The sequence below is a fragment of the Bizionia myxarmorum genome (assembly GCF_008086205.1).
Lineage (GTDB): Bacteria > Bacteroidota > Bacteroidia > Flavobacteriales > Flavobacteriaceae > Algorimicrobium > Algorimicrobium myxarmorum.
The window spans coordinates 20298-39676 of record NZ_VSKK01000004.1; the positions used below are offsets into that span (position 1 = coordinate 20298).

22 protein-coding genes are annotated in these 19379 nt (G+C 33.9%); 7 read left to right on the forward strand and 15 right to left on the reverse strand.

Annotation, left to right across the window (positions count from 1 at the left end; translation table 11 throughout):
- Positions 1 to 3: 3 nt before the first annotated feature.
- Positions 4 to 213 carry a DUF6500 family protein gene (locus ES674_RS13010; protein ID WP_148404682.1) on the reverse strand — a complete coding sequence of 70 codons (210 nt, stop codon included), beginning with the start codon at positions 211 to 213 and terminating at the stop codon, positions 4 to 6.
- A gap of 2 nt (positions 214 to 215) precedes the next feature.
- Positions 216 to 1520 carry a DEAD/DEAH box helicase gene (locus ES674_RS13015; protein ID WP_148404684.1) on the reverse strand — a complete coding sequence of 435 codons (1305 nt, stop codon included), beginning with the start codon at positions 1518 to 1520 and terminating at the stop codon, positions 216 to 218.
- Positions 1521 to 1740: 220 nt separating this feature from the next.
- Here ES674_RS13015 and ES674_RS15440 point away from each other — a divergent pair, with 220 nt between their 5' ends.
- The 4 genes from ES674_RS15440 (at position 1741) to ES674_RS13030 (ending at position 5258) form a co-directional block, all read left to right on the forward strand.
- Positions 1741 to 1884, forward strand: a complete 144-nt coding sequence (locus ES674_RS15440) for a hypothetical protein (protein ID WP_170234018.1) — start codon at positions 1741 to 1743, stop codon at positions 1882 to 1884.
- Positions 1885 to 2023: 139 nt separating this feature from the next.
- The gene (locus ES674_RS13020) at positions 2024 to 2623 is read left to right on the forward strand and encodes a SprT-like domain-containing protein (protein WP_148404686.1); all 600 of its coding nucleotides are present in this window, start codon (positions 2024 to 2026) and stop codon (positions 2621 to 2623) included.
- A 62-nt stretch (positions 2624 to 2685) separates the two neighbouring features.
- On the forward strand, positions 2686 to 3765 hold the full coding sequence (locus tag ES674_RS13025; RefSeq protein ID WP_148404688.1) for a mannose-1-phosphate guanylyltransferase: 1080 nt from the start codon (positions 2686 to 2688) through the stop codon (positions 3763 to 3765).
- A gap of 5 nt (positions 3766 to 3770) precedes the next feature.
- Complete coding sequence (locus tag ES674_RS13030) at positions 3771 to 5258, forward strand: DUF389 domain-containing protein (protein WP_148404690.1); 1488 nt, start codon at positions 3771 to 3773, stop codon at positions 5256 to 5258.
- Here ES674_RS13030 and ES674_RS13035 read toward each other — a convergent pair whose 3' ends face one another.
- Positions 5259 to 6026: an ABC transporter ATP-binding protein gene (locus ES674_RS13035; protein WP_148404692.1), complete on the reverse strand. Its 768-nt coding sequence runs from the start codon at positions 6024 to 6026 to the stop codon at positions 5259 to 5261. It abuts the gene before it with no gap.
- On the reverse strand, positions 6023 to 6763 hold the full coding sequence (locus ES674_RS13040) for an MlaE family ABC transporter permease (protein ID WP_148404694.1): 741 nt from the start codon (positions 6761 to 6763) through the stop codon (positions 6023 to 6025). Before ES674_RS13040 ends, ES674_RS13035 begins: the two co-directional genes overlap by 4 nt.
- A 106-nt stretch (positions 6764 to 6869) precedes the next feature.
- On the opposite strand from ES674_RS13040, the gene pafA reads away from it, so the two are divergent.
- Complete coding sequence (gene pafA / locus ES674_RS13045; RefSeq protein WP_148404695.1) at positions 6870 to 8543, forward strand: alkaline phosphatase PafA; 1674 nt, start codon at positions 6870 to 6872, stop codon at positions 8541 to 8543.
- Positions 8544 to 8586: 43 nt separating this feature from the next.
- Here the strand turns inward: pafA and ES674_RS13050 are convergent, their stop codons facing one another.
- The 6 genes from ES674_RS13050 to rsfS all read right to left on the reverse strand — a co-directional run bounded on the left by ES674_RS13050 (position 8587) and on the right by rsfS (position 13382).
- A complete protein-coding gene (locus ES674_RS13050) occupies positions 8587 to 8853 on the reverse strand; it encodes an acyl-CoA-binding protein (protein WP_148404697.1) in 267 nt (88 codons plus the stop codon).
- The gene (locus ES674_RS13055; protein WP_148404699.1) at positions 8850 to 9503 is read right to left on the reverse strand and encodes a phosphatidylserine decarboxylase family protein; all 654 of its coding nucleotides are present in this window, start codon (positions 9501 to 9503) and stop codon (positions 8850 to 8852) included. Before ES674_RS13055 ends, ES674_RS13050 begins: the two co-directional genes overlap by 4 nt.
- Position 9504: 1 nt before the next feature.
- Positions 9505 to 10314, reverse strand: a complete 810-nt coding sequence (locus ES674_RS13060; protein WP_148404701.1) for a phosphatidate cytidylyltransferase — start codon at positions 10312 to 10314, stop codon at positions 9505 to 9507.
- 1 nt (position 10315) lies between these two features.
- Positions 10316 to 10936: an LUD domain-containing protein gene (locus ES674_RS13065; protein WP_148404703.1), complete on the reverse strand. Its 621-nt coding sequence runs from the start codon at positions 10934 to 10936 to the stop codon at positions 10316 to 10318.
- A 115-nt stretch (positions 10937 to 11051) separates the two neighbouring features.
- Positions 11052 to 13001, reverse strand: coding sequence for an ATP-dependent zinc metalloprotease FtsH (gene ftsH, locus ES674_RS13070; RefSeq protein ID WP_148404705.1), 1950 nt, complete (start codon positions 12999 to 13001; stop codon positions 11052 to 11054).
- A gap of 9 nt (positions 13002 to 13010) precedes the next feature.
- Positions 13011 to 13382 carry a ribosome silencing factor gene (gene rsfS / locus ES674_RS13075; protein ID WP_148404707.1) on the reverse strand — a complete coding sequence of 124 codons (372 nt, stop codon included), beginning with the start codon at positions 13380 to 13382 and terminating at the stop codon, positions 13011 to 13013.
- A 96-nt stretch (positions 13383 to 13478) separates the two neighbouring features.
- Between rsfS and ES674_RS13080 the strand changes: the two genes are divergently transcribed.
- Positions 13479 to 14210, forward strand: coding sequence for a biotin--[acetyl-CoA-carboxylase] ligase (locus ES674_RS13080; protein WP_148404709.1), 732 nt, complete (start codon positions 13479 to 13481; stop codon positions 14208 to 14210).
- Here the strand turns inward: ES674_RS13080 and ES674_RS13085 are convergent.
- Together ES674_RS13085 and pyrE are read right to left on the reverse strand one after the other, a co-directional pair.
- Positions 14207 to 14602, reverse strand: coding sequence for an SRPBCC family protein (locus ES674_RS13085; protein ID WP_148404711.1), 396 nt, complete (start codon positions 14600 to 14602; stop codon positions 14207 to 14209). The genes ES674_RS13080 and ES674_RS13085 overlap by 4 nt on opposite strands.
- A gap of 30 nt (positions 14603 to 14632) precedes the next feature.
- A complete protein-coding gene (gene pyrE, locus ES674_RS13090; protein ID WP_148404713.1) occupies positions 14633 to 15277 on the reverse strand; it encodes an orotate phosphoribosyltransferase in 645 nt (214 codons plus the stop codon).
- 128 nt (positions 15278 to 15405) lie between these two features.
- Here pyrE and ES674_RS13095 point away from each other — a divergent pair, with 128 nt between their 5' ends.
- Positions 15406 to 15987, forward strand: a complete 582-nt coding sequence (locus ES674_RS13095) for an NUDIX hydrolase (protein ID WP_148404715.1) — start codon at positions 15406 to 15408, stop codon at positions 15985 to 15987.
- Here the strand turns inward: ES674_RS13095 and ES674_RS13100 are convergent.
- The 3 genes from ES674_RS13100 to ES674_RS13110 are packed head-to-tail and all read right to left on the reverse strand — an operon-like array spanning position 15984 to position 19332.
- On the reverse strand, positions 15984 to 16661 hold the full coding sequence (locus ES674_RS13100) for an N-formylglutamate amidohydrolase (protein ID WP_148404717.1): 678 nt from the start codon (positions 16659 to 16661) through the stop codon (positions 15984 to 15986). The genes ES674_RS13095 and ES674_RS13100 overlap by 4 nt on opposite strands.
- Positions 16658 to 17884 carry a glutamate-cysteine ligase family protein gene (locus ES674_RS13105; RefSeq protein WP_148404719.1) on the reverse strand — a complete coding sequence of 409 codons (1227 nt, stop codon included), beginning with the start codon at positions 17882 to 17884 and terminating at the stop codon, positions 16658 to 16660. The genes ES674_RS13100 and ES674_RS13105 overlap by 4 nt, the downstream gene beginning before the upstream one ends.
- A gap of 2 nt (positions 17885 to 17886) precedes the next feature.
- Positions 17887 to 19332, reverse strand: a complete 1446-nt coding sequence (locus ES674_RS13110) for a RimK family protein (protein ID WP_148404722.1) — start codon at positions 19330 to 19332, stop codon at positions 17887 to 17889.
- Between the last annotated feature and the right edge of the window lie 47 nt (positions 19333 to 19379).

A 19379-nucleotide genomic window follows, 5' to 3' on the forward strand; every position in this document is an offset into this window, starting at 1 on the left:
TATTTAACGTACTAAATCTCTAATTTTTACGGCCTTTTCAAAATGATCCAATTGATGTGTTTGAATCCACCAAGTGGCCGCTTCCATCAATACTTTTGGATTATCATTTTTATTCGCAAAAAAGGCATAGAAAGACAAGCCAACGTTCTCGCCTTTCTGTGCTATTTTAGTATTACAAACGTGTATGATTTTAGCTTTTAATTCTGCCGTCATATTTAATCTCTTCTACTTTTTGGTCGTCTGCTTGTTGAACGACTCTCACTTCCTCTAGATGATTTTCTAGACGAATTTTCTTGTGAATTTCGCGGCGTGTTAGACTTGGATTTTTTAGGCCCTGAAGATTGACTTCTACCTTGACCTTGTTTAATAGGCTGCGTTGAGGCATTTGGATCTGGTTCAAAACCCTCCAAAATAGTCACTGGAATGCGTTCGCCTACTAATTTTTCAATATCACGTAAAAAAGTCGTTTCATCAGCACTTACCAAAGAAATGGCTTCGCCACTTGCTCCTGCTCTACCCGTACGTCCAATTCGGTGCACATAATCTTCCGATATATTAGGCAACTCAAAGTTAATTACATGTGGTAATAATGGAATATCCAAACCACGAGCAGCGATATCCGTAGCCACTAATACACTTATTTTGCCAGATTTAAAACCAGCCAACGCTTTGGTTCTAGCACCTTGACTTTTATTTCCATGAATGGCTGCAGCAGTAATATCACTACTCACCATTTTCTTGGTCAATTTATTAGCACCATGTTTAGTACGTGTAAATACAAGCACCTGATTCCAATTACCTTCGGAAATAAGCTTAATTATTAATTCTGTTTTTTTGTCTTTTGCAACCCGATATACTTTTTGGGAAATAGCATCCACCGTTGTATTTTCAGGTGTTGCTTCCACCATAACCGGTTTTCGTAAAATACCGTTGGCTAATTTTTTAATATCTTTTGAAAAAGTTGCAGAAAACATCAAATTCTGTCTTTTAACAGGCATTAAAGCCATGATACGTTCAATATCACGCAAGAATCCCATATCTAGCATTCTATCGGCTTCATCTAAAACAAGAATTTCTATTTGTTTTAAGGAAATAACACCTTGATTTTGCAAATCTAAAAGACGTCCTGGTGTTGCTACCAAAACATCCACACCGCGATTAAGCGCTGCAACTTGCGGTTTTTGATTTACACCGCCAAAAATGACCAAAGAGCGTAAATCTGTAAACTCACTGTACGACCTCACGTTTTCATGAACTTGAGCCGCTAATTCTCGTGTTGGCGTTAATATTAAAGCACGAATTGGTCTTTGTCTAGAGGTTTCTTTTTGAGATAAAATATGTAACAACGGCAAAGTAAAGCCAGCTGTTTTTCCAGTTCCAGTTTGAGCCGATGCTAAAACATCGCGACCTTCTAAAATTGGTGGTATTGCTTTTTGTTGAATGGGTGAAGGTGTTTCATAACCTTGATTACTGACCGCTTTTAAAAGGGCGTCAGACAAACCTAATGAGCTAAATGACATATATATTATTTGTGAAGTGATAATCTAATAAAACAGATGCCACTTCTAAAGTTAGTGGCAAAGGTAAGCTTATTTAATTCCAAAATCTGCAATAAAAACGATTTTATACACGGTACTTCAAGCGGAATAATTAACATATAATACATTGATTTTAAGATAGTTTTAATGTAATTACAACATAAATTTCGTAAATTATGTTAACATTAAAAACAGATATATTATGGGAACTATAGAAGAAAAAAGAAAATTTAAAACATCAAAGGAACAAACTAACCCTACAAATCCAACAGGGAATACCAATATTAAAACTAATGATTTTGATATTGATAAAGATACCATTAAGGAGCAAAGGAGTAAAAAGTGATTGCTCCATTTAAGTGGAAAAAGCCTATTTCAGCAATTGAAATAGGCTTTTTTTATGAAAACTTTCCACCGAATAAAGTAGCCAAAATTATCTCCAAACTATACTTACAAATGATTGCAGAATTGCTTTATTTTGCAATATGGAAAACACCCTAAAATCTTATATTCCTGAAGCGGCTATTGCACAAATCCGTGAATTGCTAGATCATGATGATTTATCTATAAAAATTAAACCCGAACGCAAAACGCGTCATGGCGACTATAGACGGCTGCTAAATGGCAAACATGAAATAACCATCAATTCAAATTTAAATACCTATAGATTTTTAATAACGCTTATTCATGAAGTAGCTCATTTTGAAGCTTACAAAACATTTGGGAAAGGCATTAAACCACATGGTAAAGCGTGGAAACACACCTTCCAAAAACTCATGTTACCGTTTTTAAATCCTGATATTTTTCCTATGGATTTATTACCGCTTTTGGCCAATCATTTTAAAAACCCTAAAGCCAGTAGTGATACAGACGTCAAGTTGGCTTTCGCCTTGAAACAATTTGATCCACCAAATGATAAAACCTATGTTTTTCAAATTCCAATGGGCACCACTTTTAAACTCTATAATGGCAAAGTTTTTAAAAAAGGAAATAAACGTGTTAAACGAATTGAATGTATTGAAATTAGAACGGGAAAATTGTATCTTTTCAACCCAAATGTAGAAGTAGAAGTTTTAAATGATTAATGAATATCTTACTAGGATTATGATTTCAAATTACAATTCTAGTATAGATTAAATGAAACTAAATGAATAAAAATTATTACGCCATATTAATGGCAGGTGGAGTCGGCTCTCGATTTTGGCCTGTTAGCACACAAGATTTCCCCAAACAATTTCACGATATGCTCGGAACGGGCCATACGTTAATTCAAAAAACATTTAGCCGTTTAAGCACCATCATTCCAAAAGAAAATATATTTATACTTACCAATGAAATCTATAATGATTTAGTGCTGGAACAACTTCCTGAAGTTACCGAGCGTCAAGTTGTTTTAGAACCAGCTATGCGAAATACAGCGCCTTGTATTTTGTATGCATCCTTAAAAATTCAGAAAGAAAATCCTGATGCTTTAATGATTGTGGCACCAAGTGATCATTGGATTGAAGATGAAGCAGCCTTTACTAGTAATGTGAAACAGGCTTTTGAGTTTTGTTCAAAACAGGATGCTTTAATGACTTTGGGAGTAAAACCGACCTTTCCAAATACCGGATATGGTTATATAGAATATGATAAATCTTCAGAAGCGCCAATTAAATCGGTTTCCCAATTTCGTGAGAAGCCAAATTATGAAACAGCGAAATCCTTTATAAACAAAGGGAATTTTCTATGGAATGCTGGCATTTTCATGTGGAGCGTTTCAAGTGTAATTGATGCTTTTAAAACGAATCAATCTGAATTATTTGCACTTTTTCAAAAGGGAATGGATGCCTATAACACCGAAAATGAAGCGGCGTTTATTGCAGAAAATTATGCTAAATCAGAAAACATTTCAGTGGATTATGCCATTATGGAATCTTCAAAAAATGTATATGTGCTTCCAGCTACTTTTGATTGGAATGACCTGGGAACTTGGGGTAGTTTATATGATAAACTTGAAAAAGACAGCAATCAAAATGCTATTGTAAATGCGCAAACCCTAACCGAAAATGCTTCTGGAAACATGATTAGAACAGAAAGCAAAAAACTGGTTGTAATAGACGGTTTAAACGATTATATAGTTGTCGAGAAAAAGGAAGTTTTACTTATCTTCCCAAAATCTAAAGAACAAGAAATAAAAGAAACTTTACTTCGTGTAAAGGACAAATTTGGTGATCAATTCATTTAATACGAATGGAAGAAAATAAATTCAATTTCTCGGATGAGGAAGAAAAGAAAGATCAAGCAGCTGATGAAGCTAAAAAAGATGCGGCTGTAGCCGAATCAAAAAAGGCTGTAACTAAAGATGCTAAAGGTCTTTTTCAAAATATCAAAAAGTTTTTAGTGGAGCTGTTGGATTTTCGTGAAGATACCGATCGTGATGAAACTATAGAAGCCATTAAAAAAGATATATCCTTTAAAGGCGCTACCGCTTGGATTTTAGTTTGTTCTATTTTTGTGGCCTCTATTGGATTAAATGCCAACTCTACAGCAGTTGTTATTGGTGCCATGTTAATTTCCCCTTTAATGGGTCCAATTTTAGGTGTGGGTTTTTCTGTGGCTGTCAATGACATTGACACCATGAAAAAGTCGCTAATTAATTTAGCCACCATGATTGTGTTAAGTTTATTTACGGCATTCCTTTTCTTTTGGTTATTTCCATTAAGTGAAGATACCTCCGAACTTTTAGGTCGTGTTCAACCGGACATTCGTGATGTATTAATTGCCTTTTTTGGCGGGGCCGCCTTAATAATAGCCAAAACAAAACGTGGTACAATTGCCTCCGCTATTTTTGGTGTTGCCATTGCTACAGCCTTAATGCCGCCTTTATGTACTGCTGGTTATGGTTTAGCAAAAGGAAATTGGCCTTATTTTTTTGGTGCCATGTATTTATTTATTATAAACACCATTTTTATTGCCTTAGCAACATTTATAGTATTGAAAGCTTTACGCTTCCCCATGTTAAAATACGTGAATTCTAAAAAAAGAAAGCGCATTGCCAGAATTGCCTCCTTATTGGCTATTGTAGTTATGATTCCTGCTGCATACACCTTTGTGCGTGTTTTGCAAAAAAGTAATTTTGATGTGGAAGCTAGAAAATTCGTGGATACCGAATTAAAAGGGTTGCCACAATATGAATATATTAAGAAGAATACCATACCAAGCTATAATAATGGAGATTCCTATATTGAATTTAACACCTATGGTTTAGGCGAAATTCCTGAATCCACCATTGGTCTTATTCGAAGCAAAACGGCCAGTTATCCGGCCTTAACAAAAACGCGAATCATTTTCAATCAAAGTCGGATGGAGCAGTATGACAATATGAAATACATGGAACAAATTAGGTTTCGTGATTCGGTTGATTTAGTAACGCAGACTCAAAAAATCGTGTCGTTGGAAAATCGTGTGAAGGCATTATCTGCATATGAGAAAAACACCATTCCTTTTCATGATGTCTTAAAAGAGGCTCAAATTAATTACGAAAATTTACAACGTTTTAATTATGCTACTGAAATTGTTTCAGATTTTAAAAATACGGATACAATTTCTGTGTTTTCAGTTAAATGGAATAAATCTAAAATGAATGCTACTGCTGTTGAGAAAGAACAAGATAAACTAGAACGTTGGTTAAAGGTGAAATTAAAGTTAGATACGCTTATAGTTAGACAAATAGATTAATTAACTACGTTCTTCTTGGTACATTTGACGCACTTTTTTAAAAAGCTCTGAAGAATATACAAAATTAGTTACAGCTTCATTATCAGTTCTAAAAATGTTTTCTTTAGAACCTTCCCATTCTTTTAATCCATCTTTTAAGAAGACAATTTTCTGACCGATTTCCATTACGGAGTTCATGTCATGAGAGTTAATTACGGTGGTAATATTATATTCTTCTGTAATTTCTTGAATCAAGTTATCAATAATCATAGCTGTTTTAGGATCTAAACCTGAGTTTGGTTCATCACAAAACAAATAATTAGGTTTGTTTACAATAGCGCGTGCAATAGCAACACGCTTTTGCATGCCTCCAGATGCTTCACTAGGCAGTTTATTGTGGGCGTCTTCTAATTTAACCCGTTTTAAAACAAAATCAGCGCGGTCTTGCATTTCGCTTTTACTTTGCTTGGTAAACATGCGCAAAGGAAACATAACGTTTTCTAAAATAGTCATAGAATCGAAAAGTGCGCTACCTTGAAAAACCATGCCCATTTCAGCACGTAGTTCACTTCTTTGATCGTCTGATAATTCTGAATAAATTTTACCATCATAAGAAATAGTTCCTTCATCCGGCGTAAATAATCCTAATAAACATTTCAAAAAAACCGTTTTTCCTGATCCACTTTGACCAATCACTAAACTTGTTTTCCCCTTTTCAAAACTGGTAGAAATACCTTTTAAAATATGAGAATCACCAAACGATTTGTGGATACCTTTAACTTCTATCATACAGTCAACATCATTTGAGTTAATATATAGTTACAAAGAATAATCATAACACTGGTCCACACAAACGATGTGGTACTTGCTTTACCAACTTCCAAGGCACCACCTCTCATATAAAAACCATAATAAGAAGGGATGGTAGCTAAAAGGAAAGCAAACACAGTAGTTTTTATAAATGCGTAGGTAATGTGAAAAGGAATAAAATCCATTTGGACACCGGTTACATAATCTTCAACTGTTGCAAAACCACCAAAATAACAGGCCGCTAAACCGCCTACAATACCTAAAAACATAGCAATAGATATAACAAAAGGATATAACATTAATGCCACAAATTTTGGGAAAACCAAATAATTCACCGCGTTTATTCCCATTACTTCCAATGCATCAATTTGCTCTGTAACGCGCATGGTACCAATACTGGATGTAATGAAAGATCCCACTTTTCCTGCCATAATAATAGAGATAAAAGTAGGCGCAAATTCCAAAATTACAGATTGCCTTGTGGCAAAACCAACAAGCGTTTTCGGAATAATTGGACTAGTCATATTCAATGCCGTTTGAATGGTAACAACACCACCAACGAAGAAAGAAATAAAGGCTACAATACCTAATGAGCCAATAATTAAATCGTCAATATCATTAAAAATTAAGCGTTTCATCACAGACCACTTCGTGGGTTTGCGAAAAATTTCCTTAATCATCAAAAAATAAGCACCAATATTATGTAGGTAATTCATTCTGCGTTTTCTTCCGGCTAAAATAAAGAACAAAAATGTATTTAACGGTAATTTTAATTAGGGAAATTTAAAAATCATTACTTTTGAATTTAATTTAACATTCAAAATGAAAAATCTTCTTCTTTTTACGGCGATTGCCTATTTTATAACGTCGTGCCAAGCCCAAAAGCCAACTGTAGAAACAGTAGTTTCATCAGAAAAAAACATGCAAAACAGCAATCCTAAATTGGTTGTTGGTATTGTTGTTGACCAAATGCGCTATGATTATTTAACCCGATTTTATAATAAATATTCCGAAGGCGGTTTCAAACGCATGATGAATGAAGGCTTTAACTGCAAAAACAACCATTTTAATTATATTCCGACTTATACAGGTCCTGGTCACGCTTCCGTTTTTACTGGAACTACGCCTAAATATCATGGAATAATTGCTAATGATTGGTACGATAAAGAATTAAAAAAATCGGTTTATTGCGCAGGCGATGATACCATGCAATCTTTAGGCACAACGGATGACGCTGGCCAAATGTCACCACACCGTATGCAGACAACTTCTTTTGCTGATGAAAATCGACTATTTACACAAATGCAAGGAAAAACTATTGGTGTAGCATTAAAAGATAGAGGCGCCATTTTACCAGCTGGACATACTGCTAATGCTGCCTATTGGTTCCATGGAAAAGATGAAGGAAAATGGATTAGCAGTACTTTTTATATGGCCGATTTACCAAAATGGGTGAAAAATTTTAACAGCGCCGACATTGCAGAATCGTATTTAAGAGAATGGAATACGCTTTATCCAATAGAAACTTATACAGAAAGTGGCCCTGACTTAAGCGCATTTGAAGGTGGTTTTAAAGGAAAAGAAACGCCTACTTTCCCTTATGATTTAGCGATGTTAAAAGACACGAATAAAGGTTATGATATTTTGAAAGCAGTGGCTTACGGAAATAGTTTAACAACCGATTTCGCTTTAGCCGCCATTGCTGGAGAGCAATTAGGACTAGATAATTATACGGATGTATTAACTTTAAGCTATTCTGCAACGGATTATGTAGGTCATAATTTTGGTGTAAGTTCCAAGGAAGTTCAAGATACCTATTTAAGACTAGATTTGGATTTAGAGCGCCTTTTCACGTATTTAGATAAAACAGTTGGTGTTGGTGAATATACGGTTTTTTTAACCTCGGATCATGGCGCTGTGGAAGTGCCTTCCTATTTAAAATCTGTAAAAATTCCATCAGGATATTTAAACAATAAGGAAACGAAACAGCAATTTAATACCTTCATGAAAGAAACGTTTGGTAGTGATGATTTAATTGAAAATGTTAGTAACAGTCAAATTTTCTTGAATAGAGAGAAAATTTTAGCTTTAAAATTGAATTTATCCGACGTTCAAGAAACGATTGTAAACGCTCTAATTAGTTTTACGGATGTAGATAAAGTATATTCTGCAACAACAATGAATAATGCCTCTTTTACTGTTGGTATAGAATCTTTATTACAAAATGGCTTTAATCAAAAACGATCTGGCGATGTTTTAATAGTTCCAAATGCTGGGCATCTTTCCTACAGCAACACGGGCTCTAGTCATGGAAGTGGTTATAATTACGATACCCATGTTCCTCTATTGTTCTTCGGAAAGGGTATTACTCACGGTAGTACATTAGAAAAAACAGTTATTCCAGATATAGCAACTACCATGTCTGCCATGTTAGGAATCAGTTTCCCAAGTGGATCAACTGGTAAACCATTAGAGTTTGTATTAGAAAAAAAGTAGATATAAATAATCAACAGGAAAGTTTAAAAGCTTTTCTGTTGCTTTATTTTCGGTATAAGAAGTAATTATTTACCAAGCCTATGTAAGTTTCTTTGGCTTCGTCTTCTGTAATATTTTTTATTTGAAATAAAGCGTTCGTTTTAAAAGCAGTAATTAAAGGTTTACTGCTGCTAGGCCGACTATAATCGTTAGTAGCCTTTTTATAATAGGCATAAAGACGCAATAGAAAGTCAGCAGGAAACGGCTCATGATAATCGTTAATTCTATCAACAGCTTCCTTAAAGGCGATATCTAATTCTTCCGAGGTCATTCCTTTTCAGCTATGATACTTTCAGCGCCGCGCACTTTTTGATTCAACCTCACTTTAATATTGGTACCTAAAGGCAAAAACAAATCTACTCTTGAACCGAATTTTATAAATCCAGAATCCATGCCTTGATTAATTTCTTGTCCTTCTTTAGCATAGTTAACAATACGTTTAGCCAATGCTCCAGCTATTTGTCTGTATAAAACAGGTCCGTAAACCTCATTCTCTACAACTACTGTTGTACGTTCGTTTTCCTCACTAGCTTTTGGATGCCATGCTACCAAATATTTTCCAGGATGATATTTGCTATAAATTACCTTTCCTCCTATTGGATAACGGGTAACATGAACATTTATAGGAGACATAAAAATACTTACTTGCAAACGTTTTTCTTTGAAAAACTCCTTTTCAAAAACTTCCTCAATCACCACAACCTTTCCATCAACTGGAGATACCACGTAATTATCATTATAAGATGTTTGGCGTTTTGGGTTTCTAAAAAATTGTAAAATCAGCAATAAAAAGACCAACAAAATAATCATAACCATCATGTTTAACCATGGCAGAATGATATACGTATCAGTAATTAAAAATAAGGCTACCACAATAACAAGCGTACCTACAATAATTTTATGACCTTCTTTGTGAAACATATTAAATAATATCTAAAAACAGATGAACAAATGGTGCAGCAAAAATAATACTGTCTAGTCTGTCTAGCAAACCGCCATGACCGGGCATAATTACACCACTATCTTTAACACCTGCTTGACGTTTAAATTTGGATTCTATTAAATCTCCTAATGTACCAAAAACACTAATTATAATGGCTATAATAAGCCAATTATTGAAATTCAATGTTTCGGTAAAGATAGCAATAAAATAACTAGCTACAGACGAAAAAAACAAGCCACCAATAAAACCTTCAACCGTTTTTTTTGGTGAAATTTTTTCAAATAGTTTTTGTTTACCAAAGTTTTTTCCGACTAAAAAAGCAAAGGTATCGTTCACCCAAACTAATATAAAAGATCCTAATAAAATTAAAGGATTGTAAGTACCTTGATAATTAGCTATAAGCACCAAAAACACAAATGCACTAGACAAATAAAAGGTGGAGATTAGAAAGCGTTTAGAAATAAACAGCGGTATTTTCTTTTCAGAAAACAAGTCTTTAATTAATATGAGTTGCACAAAAATTGTTATTACCTGAAGTATACGTGTTGCTGGAATTAAACCCGTATCCGACTTCATTAAAAATTGCCAATATCCAAAAACGAGATACATGGAAACGAATATAAAATATGGCCAATTTGATTTGTAGTTAATGAGCTTTTTAAATTCGCCCATACAAATCAAGCCAAACACAAAAAACAGAATAATTAAGGCATGTTCGTTTAATAGAGACAGCATTAACAAGGAAATATACAACAGCCCTGTAAAGGATCTAATAAGGATTTCTTTCATGCTAAAGGTCTTCTAAAAGAAGTAGATATAAATTTTTGGAATTACTACCATAATTCATAAAGTCCTCTTCTTTTTCTTTAGTATCTAAAGTTTTAAAATGCTTTATGGTGGTAATATTGGTAGGTATTTTTGTAGTATTATTATTTTTGATGCCACGTAAACCTTCACCAATACTTCCGGTAATTTGACTTGTAGTAGCAAAAACAATAACATGCTCTGGAAATTCTACGAGTCTTTTTTCGGCTATTTGATTGGATGAAATAAGTAAGGAACCATCATCAGCAATTAAATTTTCGCAAGTGGTTAAAAAATATGTGGCTTCAGGACTAACACGCGTAACATTTAAACCAGAGTTTTCAAAGCGTAAACGCAGTTGCTCATCATAAATTAAGACATTGGTATCTTCCCAATCATTCTCAAGAATAATATTATTTAAACTATCAAAAACCTCATCTAAATTTTCACAATACAGAAATTTGCCACCATTTTTTTTGAAGTTTATAGTAAACCGCTCATCTATAGGCAATTTAATTTCTGGCATGTATTTACCACGCTCATTAGATTTTAATTCATTCTCCGAACTATCCGTTTTTGAACCAAAAATTTTTCTGAATAGACTCATTTATGTTTTCGCTATTAATCTGAGTATTTTAAGGTGTTCTTCAAATATAAAAAATCTTAAACGAACCGTAAGGCTAATTTAAGATTTTAAATAAATGTTAACAGTAAAAATATGATTATTCTTCTTCTTCAGCAAGTAAAACTTGTGGTCCAAAAGCACGTTTACCAAATATTTTTTCTAGATTGTCTTTAAAAATAACTTCTTTCTCTAATAAAACATCAGCTAATTCGGTTAACTTATCTTTATTTTCTTCTAGAATTTTTATTGCACGATGGTACTGTTCTTCTATGATCCGAGAGATTTCGTTATCAATTAATTCCGCAGTTTTTTCACTGTAAGGTTTGGTAAAACCATACTCGTTTTGACCTGAAGAATCATAATAGGTTAAGTTTCCAACTTTTTCGCTTAAACCATAAATAGTTACCATGGCACGCGCTTGTTTGGTTACTTTTTCCAAATCGCTTAACGCACCAGTGGAAATTCTATCAAACATCACTTTTTCTGCAGCACGACCACCTAAAGCGGCGCACATTTCATCTAGCATTTGTTCTGGATGCACAATTAAGCGTTCTTCTGGCAAATACCAAGCCGCTCCTAAAGAACGTCCACGAGGAACTATAGTAACTTTTACTAATGGCGCAGCATGTTCAAGCATCCAACTTATAGTAGCATGACCAGCTTCATGGAAAGCAACAGCCCGCTTCTCGCCTGGCGTAATAATTTTATTTTTCTTTTCAAGACCACCAACAATTCTATCAACGGCATCTAAAAAGTCCTGTCTATCAACAGCTTTCTTATTATTTCTAGCGGCAATTAATGCGGCTTCGTTACAAACGTTAGCAATATCTGCTCCAGAGAAACCTGGTGTTTGCTTGGATAAAAAATCGATATCTAAATCGTCTGATTTTTTCAAAGGCCTTAAATGCACTTCAAAAATTTCCTTACGCTCACGAACATCCGGAAGATCTACAAAAATTTGTCTATCAAAACGTCCGGCACGCATTAAAGCTTTATCCAATACGTCAGCTCGGTTAGTTGCTGCAATCACTATAACGTTAGAGTTAGTACCAAAACCATCCATTTCCGTTAATAATTGGTTTAAAGTATTTTCACGTTCATCATTAGAACCTGACATATTATTTTTACCACGAGCACGACCAATAGCATCAATTTCATCAATGAAAATAATTGCTGGAGATTTCTCTTTGGCTTGTTTAAATAAATCACGCACACGAGAAGCTCCTACACCTACAAACATTTCCACAAAATCTGAACCTGATAATGAGAAAAATGGCACCTTGGCTTCACCTGCAACGGCTTTGGCTAATAATGTTTTACCTGTTCCTGGAGGCCCTACTAATAATGCACCTTTAGGAATTTTACCTCCTAAATTTGTGTACTTATCTGGATTCTTTAAAAAATCTACAATTTCTTGTACTTCTTCTTTAGCACCTTCTAAACCAGCTACATCTTTAAAAGACGTTTTAACATCCGTATTTTCATCAAATAATTTAGCACGTGATTTACCTATATTAAATAACTGACCACCAGCACCACCACCAGAACCGCCTGACATACGCTTCATGATGAAAATCCAAACACCAATTAATAAAATAAACGGTAGCAATCCAATTAAGAAATCACCCCATAAATTTTGTTCAGTTTTGTATTCTACTTTAGGTCTAGGATCTAAATTTTCTGTTTTTATTGCCGTAGCAATATCATCTTCAAAGTTTTGAAGATCTCCAAACTCAAAACGATAGTTTGGCGCTTTTCCTGATGACGGTAAAATTGAATTTGGTTTCGATTTTTTATGAACTTCTTTTGCTTCTGCTTCCTTTGTTAAAAAAACTTTAGCTTCCCGCCTATTTACAATTTCTACTTTATCAACATCGCCATCTTTTAAGTAGGACATAAATTGAGAAGGTGTAGTTGGATTTGTTTCATCAAATCCACTGCCGCCCAAAATTTGCATTCCTAAAAATATAACTATGATTCCACCATAAATCCAATATGGATTGAATTTAGGTTTTTTGTTTTTGGTGTTTTTAGTATCCTTTGTCATTAATATTCCTTAATAGTTTGTTTCAATTACCGTTATTTTTGCGTCACCCCAAAGGCTTTCAATATCATAATACTCACGAATATGTTTTTGAAAAACATGAACAACAACGTTCACGTAATCCATTAATACCCATTCGGCATTTTCAGAACCTTCAATATGCCAAGGCTTATCTTTAAGTTCTTTACTTACTTTTTTCTGGATGGAGTTTACAATGGCGTTAACTTGCGTATTTGAAGTACCTTCGCATATAATAAAGTAATCGCAAACCGTGTTTTCAATTTCGCGTAAATCTAAAATATTTATCTCTTTTCCTTTTACGTCCTCAATTCCGCTTAAAATAGTAGCTATCAATTGGTCTGCATTGATTTGTTTTTTTGCCATTCAATTAATTTAATTTGTGCAAAGTTATTATTTTTTTAGTTCTTTATACCGTAAAAAAATCATAAGATTTTTCGTCTCTATTCAATAATTTACAGAATGCATATAATCAAACTTGATGCCACCGATTCTACCAACTCTTATTTAAGAGCATTAAGCATAAAGGCACCCTTGGAAGATTACACCGTCGTCACTGCGAAACAGCAAACTAGCGGCCGTGGACAACGTGGTACAACATGGGAATCTGACAGTGGCAAGAACCTGATGTTTAGTGTATTCAAAGACGTTTCGTTTATTAAATTTCGCGATAACTTCTATATTAGTTTGGTAACCTCTCTTGCTATCATCAAAACATTACAATATTTTTTAATTCCCAAATTACGCATTAAATGGCCTAACGACATTTTGTCAGAGGACAAGAAAATATGCGGGATTCTTATTGAAAATATTATTAAACAAAACACATTTGGTGGTACTATTATAGGTATTGGGTTAAATGTGAACCAAATGCAATTTCAAAATCTTCCAAATGCATCGTCTTTAAGACTAATTGCAGGCATGCCTTTTAATACAGATGAAGTTTTACAAAGCGTTGTTACTAATTTAGAATTCTATTTTAATGAATTAAAAAACAATCAGCATATTGCTTTAAAGGAACTTTACGAAAGTTATCTTTTCAGAAAAGACAAACCTTCTACTTTTAGAGATCAGGAAAATTCATTATTTACCGGATATATTAAAGGCATAAGCAATTCAGGCAATTTACGTGTTTTATTAGAGGACGAAATTATTGCCGAATACGAATTAAAAGAAATTGCGTTGCTGTATTAAACCGCTTTAGGCATGTTGGTTGCCAAGGTTTCGATAAATTTTGAAATAGGACCTTTAATCATCATAGCCATCATTGGATTAAAATCGCCACTAAATTGCAGTTGTACTTCACTGGTGTTGGCATCTATTTCTATAATATTTCCGATTAAAGAAAAATCCAACTTTCCACCAGCTGCACCTAATACAATTTGACTATTTGGTGTCATTTCTTTTTTCTTCAAAACTATTTCAGGCATCCCTTTTAAAGCGAAAAGGAATTTATCCTCGCCTAACACTTCAAATTTACTGATATTTTCAGGCATTAATTTTTCGAAGTTTTTAATATCCGACAAGAAATTAAATACAGCTTCTGACGATTTATTTATAGTAGTTTTCGGTGATTCTAAATTCATAATAATGGGTATAAAATTTAATAAATAATATTAATTAGCATTCCATTCAGAAGGATTTGCATTCCAAGTTGCTAAAATATCTTGTTCTTTTGTTGAAATATAATTGGAGTGGTACGCTTCTTCTAAAAGTGCATTATAATCACTTAAGGTTATTAAATGAACATTTTCTTTTTCAAAATTGGCTTTTGAAACATCAAATCCATAGGTAAAAATAGCAATCATTCCTTTAACATTAGCATGATTTTCTCTTAAAGCGCGCACCGCATTTAAGCTACTTTGACCCGTGCTAATTAAATCTTCAACTACCACCACATTTTGTCCTGGTTCCAAATGACCTTCAATTTGATTTTGGCGACCGTGACTTTTTGCTTCTGGTCTTACATAAACAAAAGGCAAACCAAGATACTCGGCTACCAACATACCTATACCAATGGCTCCCGTTGCAACACCTGCAATGACGTCTGGCTTACCATATTCTTTTTCAATTTGTTTGGCCATAGTTTCGCGAATGTAATTTCTAATCGGTGGGTAAGAAAGTACAATTCTATTGTCGCAATAAATTGGCGACTTCCATCCCGAGGCCCAAGTAAAGGGATCATTTGGCTGTAATTTTATGGCGTTTACCTGAAGTAAAACTTCGGCAGTTTTTCTGGCTGTGTGTTCGTTAAAAATCATAGCTTCAAAATTACAAATTTTTACCTAATCTACATTTTTAAAAATGGTTTTAAAATTAATTTTTTAATTGTATGGCTATGATCTTTTTTTTAATATTTTTACCAAACCTAATTGCAATAACAGACCGTATGTATAAAGTATTTGTTAATGATAAACCAATTATCTTAACAACAGAGGTTGAAAAAGAAGCATCTTTTAAAAACTACTTATTAAAATCTGTTTCCATAGCGAAAGTCATTAAAGAACTTAACAAAAAATCTGTTAAGGAAGTTCACCTTATACATGCCAAAGAAGAAAAACTTCTGAAAAAATTCCTAAAGAAACTACCCAATGTGGTTGCAGGTGGTGGCAAGGTTTTTAATGATAAAGGCGAAATATTATTTATTTACAGAAATGATAAATGGGATTTACCCAAAGGGAAAACCGAAAAAAAAGAAAGCATTGAAACTACAGCCATTCGTGAAGTAGAAGAAGAAACGGGGATTTCAGGCTTAAAAATTGTGAAACCATTAGAAACCACATACCACATTTTCAAGCGCAACGGAAAATATAAAATAAAAATAACCTATTGGTTTGAAATGACATCCTCTTACTCCGGTCCTCTAGAGCCCCAAGAAGATGAAGGCATTACCAAAGTTGCTTGGCTAAACCCACAGGAGGCTGAAAAAGCTTTAGAAAATAGTTACGCTAATATTAAGTTACTATTTTAAATCATAGTCTTCAAAACGGTTAAAAAAGCTGTTTTTAGATAATTTGGCATAGCATTATTTTTAGAAAACTTCTGATTTATTTCAATTTCAATACCCAAATAATTGGCAGGAAACTGTTTTCGCAAATAGCTTGTAAAACCATCGGCTTTACCTAGATACGGCTGATTAAACCGAATTTTATAGATCTCACTGCTTAAAATTTCAGATTTTAAACTCTTACAAAATTGTTTTTCCTGAAGAACGCGAGGATCAAAGAGTAAACCGATATCTACTGAACGTTCCTCTTGATTCCAGATTGGCGTGAAACTATGAATGGATAGATGCAACACGGTTTCTCCTTGTTTAATAAGATTAGAAATTTCACATTCTACGGCCTCCCGATACGGTTTATAAAATTGTTGAAGAACGTTATCCTTTTCCGCTTTTGTAAAGCTTTTTGTAAATTCAGAAAATAGATTTTTATGATGTAATGACCGATTCAATTCCACTAACAACCGACTTACCGTGCTAAATTTAGAAAAATCGGCGAGCGGTTTTAAAGCCTGAAACAAATCCAAAGCACCTAAATCATAACCGCGATGGGAATTTAAAATGGCATTCTTATTTTCAAATAGGGATTGAAATTCTTTCGGAATATCATTTCCTCCATGTTCGCAGGTTAAAACAAGTTTCAAGGTTGAAAAAGTTCGTTTTTATTAAGGCAATCCGCTAATTCCAAATATACTTTTCTAATATTTTGTTCTGAATAATCATTTGCAACCGCTTTCAAAATACGGGTTGACAAGGTGCCTTCATTTAAAATAATAGAAATAGCTGCATGATGAGACGAATCTATATGCTCTTTTACCAAATTAAAAAGATGGTGCCACAAGACTTGAACGGTCACGCTTTCTTCGACTTGAAAAAGTTTTAAATACTCTAAATTAGAAATCGTATAATTTTCACCTTCTTTAATAATAGGATTTAAAATGGCAAATAAATCTTCTTTCGTCCATTGTTTTTGGTCGTGTAAAAGTGCTAATTTCTTATTCACCAAAAGTTTTAAAACTTCAATAATAAGTACACAAACAGCCATATCTGCTTTTGGACATTCCTGAATATCCACCAATCGAATTTCAATTGCATTTCTATCAAAACGTGCAATTGCGCCACGTGAATTTAAGAAATGATGATCTAAAATATTATTGGTATCATGTGGTTTTATGGCAAGATTAATGGGCTCGAAAACCGTTGCATAATAATCCACTTTAGAGAAAACACGTTCTGGAATTACCAATCCTGTTAATTCTGGAATTTCCTTTTGATTGGTTTTGTAATATTCTAATCGCGAGTCCTTAATTCCGGTGTTTTCACCTTCTAAAATAGGGGAACTTGCGCATAATCCCGGAATGAGCGGTAAAATGATTCGAATGGCAGCGTGTAGCTTTTCAAACTCTTTATCATCAAAAAACGGCAAATTAATATGGGTACTTTGCACATTACTCCAGCCGTGACCTTTACAATTAAAAATACGATTATAAAGTTCATAAACTTCACTATAACTATGTTTCCATAGTTCGGTATCTGTTAGCGGATTTAATAAAGGATGCGCTGCTGTTGGTAATAAATGCGCGTCCATTCCTTTTAAAAGCTTATTAATTTCTAAAACGTTTTTATGAAATAACTCGGACAATCCATTTAAATTGGTTGTAGGGCCATTGGTTTTTAATTCTAAAACATGAGCCACTAATTCATTACTCCAAGCAATGTCGCCATTTTCAAGATCAGAAGTCAACTCACCTGCTTTTTTGGTTAGTAATTTATCAACAATAGCGGCTGGTTTAAAGCTATTAAAAACGAGCATATACTCCAATTCAATGCCATAAACTTCAAACAAATGATATCTTTTTGAACTCATAATTAATCCAATCTGTTTTTAAGAGCCGTTAAAATATCTATATAAACACCATCACCATAAAAGGCATCTTCTACGCCAAAATCAATATTAGGGTTATCATTAATTTCTATTACCATGGGTTTTCCATCCACCACTTTAATATCAATGCCATAAAGACCTTTTCCCATTAGTTTAGCCGATTTCAAAGCCATATCTATTATTTTTTGTGGCACATCTTCAATTGGTAAACAATCGGCATTACCTAATTGATCATCTTTAGTATCCGCACTCCAATTATAAATTTGCCAATGGTCTGGCGCCATATAATATTTACAGGCAAAAAACACCTTATCGTCAATAATTCCAATGCGCCAATCATAATCTGACGGGCAAAATTCTTGAGCAATAATCAAATCAGATTCTTTAAGCATACTGGTTACTAAAGCATGATACTCTTCTTCTGTTTTTGCTTTTTTCACACCAAAAGAAAAAGTGGAATCAGGCGCTTTTAACACGCAGGGCAACCCTACTTGACTAATTACATCGTTTCGATTATCCTTATGTACAATAATGGTTTTTGGGGTAGCAATGTTGGCATTATTCAAGGCTTCTGCCATATAAACCTTATTACAGCATTTTAAAATGGCATCTGGATAATCCACAATGGCAATCCCATCTTGCTGTGCTTTTCTAGCAAATGCATAGGCTTCATTATTAACTTCCGTGCTTTGACGGATTAACAGCGCATCAAAAGAGGACAAACGCGATAAGTCTTTTGGCTCGATAATTTCCGCATAAATATTCATTTTTTCGGCCACATCTATAAAACGCTTTAATGCTTTTGGGTTACTTGGCGGCGCGGGATCATTAGGATTGACCAAAATGGCTAAATCGAAATCCGATTTGGTTAATTTCGGCGTATCATAGCGTTTTTTAGCAAAATATTGATTGGCAAACTCATGAACACTCGGCATATGTTCTTCCGGAATTTCCGACTCCGAAATAGCTCGAATACTCTGAACATGCCATTTATTACTATGATTAAATTTTACACGTAGAAATGGCACTTGGAAATGTTTATAAAACATGGAACTTAATTCCTTATACTTATGCGCCACATTTTGACCAAAATAGATACTTAACGTAAAGTCTTGTGACTTGATGTTTTTTAAACTTGTCTGAATCACGTCATCAAACTCGTCGGACACAATCCGCACCAATTTCAGCGCTTTTAAATCTACAATATTCTTAACCGTTGGAATGGCTAAATGGCCTCTTGCTTCAGCTAAAAGTGACACATAATACCCTTTAGATTGGTATGAATAATCTTTACATAAATTAAAGATTCTAGCTTTTTTTAAAAGAGAAAATTTTGGATTGGTTAGGTAATCTTGTGATGAAATAACAGTTATGTTCTCAATAGAGAAATTCCATTTTTCAGGTTGATTAACAACAATATACTTGTTCATTAAAGGCGTAAAACGCGATATAGATTTGATTCAAAATTAGGTTATTT

Coding starts and splice junctions, on each gene's coding strand:
- ES674_RS13020 (WP_148404686.1), top strand. CDS start 2,024: ATGGAAAACACCCTAAAATCTTATATTCCTGAAGCGGCTATTGCACAA.
- ES674_RS13095 (WP_148404715.1), top strand. CDS start 15,406: ATGTATAAAGTATTTGTTAATGATAAACCAATTATCTTAACAACAGAG.
- ES674_RS13085 (WP_148404711.1), bottom strand. CDS start 14,602: ATGAATTTAGAATCACCGAAAACTACTATAAATAAATCGTCAGAAGCT.
- ES674_RS13110 (WP_148404722.1), bottom strand. CDS start 19,332: ATGAACAAGTATATTGTTGTTAATCAACCTGAAAAATGGAATTTCTCT.
- ES674_RS13015 (WP_148404684.1), bottom strand. CDS start 1,520: ATGTCATTTAGCTCATTAGGTTTGTCTGACGCCCTTTTAAAAGCGGTC.
- rsfS (WP_148404707.1), bottom strand. CDS start 13,382: ATGGCAAAAAAACAAATCAATGCAGACCAATTGATAGCTACTATTTTA.
- ES674_RS13055 (WP_148404699.1), bottom strand. CDS start 9,503: ATGTTTCACAAAGAAGGTCATAAAATTATTGTAGGTACGCTTGTTATT.
- ftsH (WP_148404705.1), bottom strand. CDS start 13,001: ATGACAAAGGATACTAAAAACACCAAAAACAAAAAACCTAAATTCAAT.
- ES674_RS13060 (WP_148404701.1), bottom strand. CDS start 10,314: ATGAAAGAAATCCTTATTAGATCCTTTACAGGGCTGTTGTATATTTCC.
- ES674_RS13040 (WP_148404694.1), bottom strand. CDS start 6,763: ATGAATTACCTACATAATATTGGTGCTTATTTTTTGATGATTAAGGAA.
- ES674_RS13030 (WP_148404690.1), top strand. CDS start 3,771: ATGGAAGAAAATAAATTCAATTTCTCGGATGAGGAAGAAAAGAAAGAT.
- ES674_RS13065 (WP_148404703.1), bottom strand. CDS start 10,936: ATGAGTCTATTCAGAAAAATTTTTGGTTCAAAAACGGATAGTTCGGAG.
- ES674_RS13025 (WP_148404688.1), top strand. CDS start 2,686: ATGAATAAAAATTATTACGCCATATTAATGGCAGGTGGAGTCGGCTCT.
- ES674_RS13080 (WP_148404709.1), top strand. CDS start 13,479: ATGCATATAATCAAACTTGATGCCACCGATTCTACCAACTCTTATTTA.
- pafA (WP_148404695.1), top strand. CDS start 6,870: ATGAAAAATCTTCTTCTTTTTACGGCGATTGCCTATTTTATAACGTCG.
- ES674_RS13050 (WP_148404697.1), bottom strand. CDS start 8,853: ATGACCTCGGAAGAATTAGATATCGCCTTTAAGGAAGCTGTTGATAGA.
- pyrE (WP_148404713.1), bottom strand. CDS start 15,277: ATGATTTTTAACGAACACACAGCCAGAAAAACTGCCGAAGTTTTACTT.
- ES674_RS13010 (WP_148404682.1), bottom strand. CDS start 213: ATGACGGCAGAATTAAAAGCTAAAATCATACACGTTTGTAATACTAAA.
- ES674_RS13035 (WP_148404692.1), bottom strand. CDS start 6,026: ATGATAGAAGTTAAAGGTATCCACAAATCGTTTGGTGATTCTCATATT.
- ES674_RS15440 (WP_170234018.1), top strand. CDS start 1,741: ATGGGAACTATAGAAGAAAAAAGAAAATTTAAAACATCAAAGGAACAA.
- ES674_RS13105 (WP_148404719.1), bottom strand. CDS start 17,884: ATGAGTTCAAAAAGATATCATTTGTTTGAAGTTTATGGCATTGAATTG.